At 34.9% G+C, this 6,316-nt stretch carries 6 protein-coding genes; 4 read left to right on the forward strand and 2 right to left on the reverse strand.

The window, feature by feature from the left end; all coding sequences use genetic code 11:
• The first annotated feature begins 598 nt into the window (after window positions 1–598).
• Complete coding sequence (locus LIZ98_RS16510) at window positions 599–808, forward strand: alpha/beta-type small acid-soluble spore protein (protein ID WP_034769013.1); 210 nt, start codon at window positions 599–601, stop codon at window positions 806–808.
• Between the two features lie 131 nt (window positions 809–939).
• On the opposite strand, the gene LIZ98_RS16515 is transcribed toward LIZ98_RS16510, so the two are convergent.
• Complete coding sequence (locus LIZ98_RS16515; RefSeq protein ID WP_216406366.1) at window positions 940–1,152, reverse strand: twin-arginine translocase TatA/TatE family subunit; 213 nt, start codon at window positions 1,150–1,152, stop codon at window positions 940–942.
• Between the two features lie 68 nt (window positions 1,153–1,220).
• Window positions 1,221–2,345 (reverse strand): ATP-binding protein, encoded by a 1,125-nt coding sequence (locus tag LIZ98_RS16520; RefSeq protein ID WP_108897772.1) that lies wholly within the window; start codon window positions 2,343–2,345, stop codon window positions 1,221–1,223.
• A gap of 286 nt (window positions 2,346–2,631) precedes the next feature.
• Here LIZ98_RS16520 and cls point away from each other — a divergent pair, with 286 nt between their 5' ends.
• The 3 genes from cls to LIZ98_RS16535 all read left to right on the forward strand — a co-directional run bounded on the left by cls (window position 2,632) and on the right by LIZ98_RS16535 (window position 6,191).
• A complete protein-coding gene (gene cls, locus LIZ98_RS16525) occupies window positions 2,632–4,080 on the forward strand; it encodes a cardiolipin synthase (RefSeq protein ID WP_227140285.1) in 1,449 nt (482 codons plus the stop codon).
• A 96-nt stretch (window positions 4,081–4,176) separates the two neighbouring features.
• Window positions 4,177–5,352 carry an MFS transporter gene (locus LIZ98_RS16530; RefSeq protein ID WP_227140286.1) on the forward strand — a complete coding sequence of 392 codons (1,176 nt, stop codon included), beginning with the start codon at window positions 4,177–4,179 and terminating at the stop codon, window positions 5,350–5,352.
• 209 nt (window positions 5,353–5,561) lie between these two features.
• Entirely contained in the window at window positions 5,562–6,191 is a 630-nt protein-coding gene (locus LIZ98_RS16535) for a hypothetical protein (protein ID WP_227140287.1), read from the forward strand.
• Window positions 6,192–6,316: the final 125 nt, after the last annotated feature.

The following is a 6,316-nucleotide window of genomic DNA, read 5'->3' on the forward strand; positions in this document are numbered from 1 at the left end:
TGGTGGAAGTTTTACAGCCCGTTTGTGCGGGATAAAGTGAAACTTCCATCCGTGACGTCACTTACGAATGGTTAGTTGAACGAATCCGGTACATATGTAACAGTTTTACTCCCGGATAAAATATGTCTCTTGCCGACCACAAGCGGGACACTGTAAAAGGTGAACACATTGACTCTGGTGAAAATTTTGGGGATAGCCGTCTTCCAATCGCAATAAATCAATTTCCATATATGGGCTGTAGTCATCAAAAAAGTCACTAAGTTTCCCCTCATCAATCATGTTGATATTGCAATTTCGACACGGAACAATAACTGAATCAAAGCCGTTGCATACCGGGCAAATCGACAATTAAAACATTCCTTCCTGAAATTAATGTTAATCGTATTTTGCCACGGGATTTCTTTAAATATGTTATTAAAAAAAGAATTAAATTGGTAGCAATTACCTTTAATTTTCCGAATATATTTTGCTGTTTCACACACAATAAGACATGTAATCAACGTTACCAACCACCAAAATACGGTTTAGATGTTGATTACAAAAGAAGGTAGGACTTCTTTGATAGAAAATGCCGACAATAAAAAAGGAGGAGACAACAATGGCATCAAACAGAAGCAATTCCTCAAACCAACTTTTAGTGGCAGGAGCACAAGAGGCTCTAGATCAAATGAAATACGAAATTGCTCAAGAATTTGGAGTTAATCTTGGTGCAGAAACGACTTCCCGTGCTAACGGTTCGGTCGGTGGAGAAATTACAAAACGTTTAGTTTCTATGGCTCAACAACAACTTTCTGGTCAAAACTTCTAAGCAAAACTAAATAATTATGGATTAGACCTCCGCAAATATGCGGGGGTCTTTATACATATTTCAAAACGAATGAAAAGGCGGAACCTTCTTAATAAATGGATGAACGTATTCGTTTATTTGAAATTATTCCTTTATCCTTCTATCTTTTCATTTCTTTTTTTATCAACATCCATCACTTGATTTTTGCCGTTTTTATCATCATCATCCATTACTTGCCTCATCCCCTTCTTAAATTCCTGAAGTGTTTCCCCGGCAGCCCTTCCTAACTTTGGCAGTTTGGATGGACCAAAAATAAGTAATGCAACAATTAATATGATCGCGATTTCACCAAAGCCAAGATTCATAGTCAGCATCCCCTTTATTCACATATTTTTCCAACCAATTGTTTCGTCTTCTGTCATGAATCTTCATTTTAATCTTCTAAAGGTAAAAACACATAGAAAGTTGTTCCGACCCCTAATTCACTCTGGACTTCTATTCTCCCTTCATGTTCTTCCATAATTTTATAACACATCATAAGTCCAAGTCCATTCCCATTACTTTTTGTTGTAAAAAATGGTTGTCCTAACTTTTCAACAAGTTCATTTGGTATACCGCAACCTTCATCAGTTATACTAAGAACACTTTGACCTTCACATTTACGAATGGTTATCGTAATAATTCCGGGATCTTCCATTGATTCTAATGCGTTTTTTATCAAATTGATGATGACTTGTTTTATTTTTTGTTTATCACAAAAAACCCAAACAGGTTCCTCACAACTATCAAGTGTGATACGAATTTGTTTTTGATACGCAACTCCTTTAAGCAACGTGATACATGATCTTAAAATCACTTTTAAATCATGATGCTCAAATTTCAGATGATTTGGTTTGGCAAAAATCATCAATTCATTTGTAATACTACTGATCCTGTCGATTTCCTGATCAATAATTTCCAAATATTGGTCATTCTTTGTTGGCTCCGATTTCATCAATTGAATAAAGCCTTTAATAGATGTAAGTGGGTTGCGTATTTCATGGGCAATTCCGGCAGCAAGTTGACCAATAAGTGCCATTTTATCATTTTCTAAAAGATTATCCTCGTCGCCAATTGGTTTTTCTTTAATTAAAAACAGGATTTCCTTAGGATTTTGTCTGACATCCCTTAAAATATGAATATCTAATTCACTCCAGACAAAGAGCCCATCCCTCTTCTTTAATCGCATCGTGAGGGATTTTTCCTTTTCCAAAAAATGACTGTCTCGATTAAACATCTCAAGTACTCTTTGTTTATCCTTTTCATGTAAAAAGTATGTAATTTTTTTCCCTATCATTTCCTCCCACTCATATCCAAGAATGTAAAAAGAATTTGGCGATACATAGTTAAAAACACCCTGCATGGAACTCCGAATAATTAAGCTGTTAAAAGTTTCCGATAATATATGTAGTATAGAATTAAACATGTGAAAATTATAGCTGTACTCTAAATCAAGTTGTTTTTTATAAATAGCATCCACGTTATTCCAACCCCACTTACTATTAGAATTAATATTCATTCGTTTTTGGGTTACAATAAACCGGTTTAGGAGTCCAATTTATTTATATGTCCCGATTCTTTCCCCATGTTGAATTTTCGTGAGGATTACTTTTATTATAACAAAAACGAACGAGTAAATGAACATAAATTTTTCTATATTTCGAATAGTCGACCTTAGTCACGGTTTTTGATATAGATAATATTATTTCTCATTTTTCATAAATTGAGTTATTATATTATAGATTACCAATCCTAAAACATGCTATTATTTTTGAAAATCATACTAAAGTAACAGGAGTATTTTTATGAGCCTTTTATCTGTTTTTATCAGTGCCGTTTTTATTTTAAATATTATTTTGGCTGTAGCCGTTGTTTTTTTGGAGCGACGTGATCCGAGTTCCACTTGGGCATGGCTATTAGTTTTGTTCTTCATTCCACTCCTTGGATTTATTCTTTATTTAATTTTCGGACAAAATTTAAAAGGAAAAAAATTATTTGTTTGGGGAGATTTAAAGAAGATCGGACTCGATAATTTAATTAAAGATCAAATCCGTCACATTGAGGATGGAAAATATGAGATGGCAACGGAAGAGATGAAAAACCATCGAGACTTGATTTATTTTTTTCTTTCCAACAATAATGCCCTTTTAACCCAAGATAATGAGCTGGACATTTTTATTGATGGAAAAGAGAAATTTAAAGCTCTTTTTAAAGATATCGAAAACGCAAAAAGTCATATTCACCTGCAATATTATATTTTCCGTGACGATGAATTAGGTAAAAAATTAATTGATTTATTAACAAAGAAAGCAAAAGAAGGTGTTGAAGTTCGTGTTTTGTATGATGAAATGGGGTCGAGACGAATTAAGAAACGTTCCTTTAATAAATTGAAACAAGCAGGCGGAGAGGTAGAAGTGTTTTTCCCTTCAAAAATTCCGCTAGTCAACTTGCGCATGAACTTCCGTAATCACCGGAAACTTGTTATTATTGATGGGAAAATTGCTTACCTCGGTGGATTCAATGTTGGGGATGAGTATCTTGGTCTTGATAAAAAATTCGGTTATTGGCGTGATACGCATCTTCGGTTACAAGGACATGCCGTTTTTGCCACCCAAATTCGTTTTATTTTAGACTGGAACCAAGCTTCCTCTCGCAATGATATTTATTATGATAAGAAATATTTTCCTGACATCAACCATAACGGGAAAGTTCCGATTCAAATTGTAACAAGTGGTCCGGACTCAGAATGGGAACAGATTAAATATGGCTATATAAAAATGATTGCATCGGCAAAAAAATCTATCTATATTCAAACACCTTATTTTATCCCGGATGCGAGCATTCTTGATGCCATGCGGATTGCCATTTTATCCGGAGTTGATGTGAAAATTATGATACCTAATAAACCGGATCATATGTTTGTATATTGGGCAACGATGTCTTATATTGGTGAACTCCTTAAAATTGGTGCAAAAGTTTATATTTATGATAACGGCTTTATTCATGCAAAAATGATGGTTGTTGATGAAAATACTGTTTCGGTTGGAACTGCCAACATTGATGTTCGCAGCTTCAAGTTGAATTTTGAAGTGAATGCGTTTATCTATCACGTCCCGACAGCGAAACAGTTAGTTGAAGTTTTCAATGAAGATATAAAAATGTCAAGAAGGCTCACCTATTATCAATATTTACGAAGACCTTTAAAAATTCGTTTCAAAGAATCCATATCAAGGCTGCTGTCACCGATTCTTTAAGCCGAATATTTATAAATAATCAGCGGGAACTGAGACCCCCGCTGCTTTTTTGCTAGATGAGGAAGTTCTGAATTCATTCGTAAAGAGGGGAAGGAAATGGAAAATAAACGAGCATTACCTATTCTTTTTCTTGTGATGTTTTTAGTAATGGTTGGCTTTGGTATTATCATTCCTGTTCTGCCTTTTTATGCGGAAGAACTTGGTGCCAGCCCTGCTGAACTTGGCTTACTGATGGCCGTCTATTCTTTTATGCAGTTATTATTTTCTCCTATTTGGGGGAAAATTTCCGATAAAATTGGTCGAAAACCCGTCATGTTAATTGGTATTGCCGGACTCAGCATCTCTTTTTTTCTAATGGCTATTGCCAATCACTTATGGATGCTGTTTTTTGCCCGAATCATCGGCGGTCTTTTATCGGCAGCCAATATGCCGACAACAATGGCTTATGCAGCGGACATAACCACCCCTGAAAACCGGAGTAAAGGGATGGGGATGATTGGTGCTGCAGTTGGTTTAGGATTTATCTTTGGTCCGGCAATCGGGGGCGTTTTTTCCGATATTCGCCTTAATTTGCCGTTTACCATTGCCGGTTCCGTTTCTATATTTACCTTCCTGCTTGTTCTGTTTGTCCTAAAGGAATCTAAGCCAAAGGAAGAGCGTAATACTGAAAAAAATACTCCTGCTCTATCAAGGTGGGCTGCATTTCGAGGAGCTAATACGATACTGTTCATCTTACAGTTTTTCGTTTCTTTGTCACTTGCCGGTTTGGAAGCGACATACGCTTATTTTGTCGCTGATAAGGCGGGGCTAGGGACGAGGGAAATCGGTTATATTTTTATGATTATGGGCTTGGCTGGTGCTGTTGTTCAAGGTGGATTAATCGGTCTGCTTTCCAAAAAATTTGGCGACGAAAGAATTATTCAAGGAGGACTGCTGGTATCATCAATCGGATTCGGATTAATTTTACTAACCAATAATTTTACCTCTGCTGCAGTTTACTTAACCATTTTTGGACTCGGTAATGGTGTGATTCGTCCAACGGTTTCAGCACTGTTAACAAAAACATCAACGGTCGGTCATGGCAGTATAACCGGTCTTCTATCTTCTTTTGACTCTCTCGGCAGAATTATCGGGCCTCCCCTTGGCGGCATGTTATTTGCCATCGGTATTGGGCTCCCTTATATTACCGGTTTACTTTTATCAATCATTGCATTTATTCTCTTTCAAATATTTCGTTATCAAAATCATGAGTTCAACAACCATAGGGCTTAATAGAGCCCTTTTCACGTACACCAATGTATATGATTAAAAGTTATCCCTCTTAAGTTTGTCTAATTAGTACAAGGGAAAAGAAAACTATTTAAAATAGTGAATATAATAAAAATATAATTGACTTAGATAATTTAAAAATATATAATAAAGGTATATCTTAAAAGAAAGAGGGGAAAAATATAAAATTAAGTAAAATTTTAGTTTTTGCTTTGGTTTTAGGATTTATATTTATTTATTCTCAACCATCCTATGCAGGTCAACTTGAAAAAGGTAATAGTGAAAAAGAAATTGTTGGTACAACAGATTTGACTAGTGACACTAATACAGAAATTAGTGAAGTCCTAACTTTTGATGAATTAGTTAAGGAAATCGCAAATGATCAAGGTATATCTGAAATTCAGGCAGCACGCCAGGTTATTTCAAGCAGAAAATCATCTAATAATTTAAATCGAAGTATTTCTCCTTATGCAGCCACATATCGAACAGTAAGAACAACATTTACTGTTACAAGCACATACAAACCTTCTTTGAATTTTTATTGTGAGACAAGTGAAGGAGGAAGTTTTAGGGGAATAATTCAAATAGTAAATGTTGGTATGAACAGAGCTCATCTTGGAACTGGGAAATCTAAACAATTTGCTGGTACAGTTTTTACAAAATTAGAAGACCCTAACAGAATTTATTGGATTGTGAATGGCGACTTTTATGATAACGGTACCACAACAGGTGGCGGTTCAGTAAATATTGGACTTGGGAAATTTGCAAATGTCGCTTTTAATATTTCACATGCATCAAATCATTACAAATATATATATTTAGAAAGCTATTCTTACTTTTAATGTATCTTTTAAGGAGTAATTATATATGAAAAAAGAAAATCAAAAAAAGGTTTTACTATTTTTTAATATTACTCAACTTTCGCACCTAAAAAATAAGCATTAATCATTGGTTTTATTGAAACCAG

Origin of the sequence: Caldibacillus sp. 210928-DFI.2.18 (assembly GCF_020554505.1) — a bacterium.
In the GTDB taxonomy this organism is placed as follows: Bacteria; Bacillota; Bacilli; order Bacillales; family Caldibacillaceae; genus Caldifermentibacillus; species Caldifermentibacillus hisashii.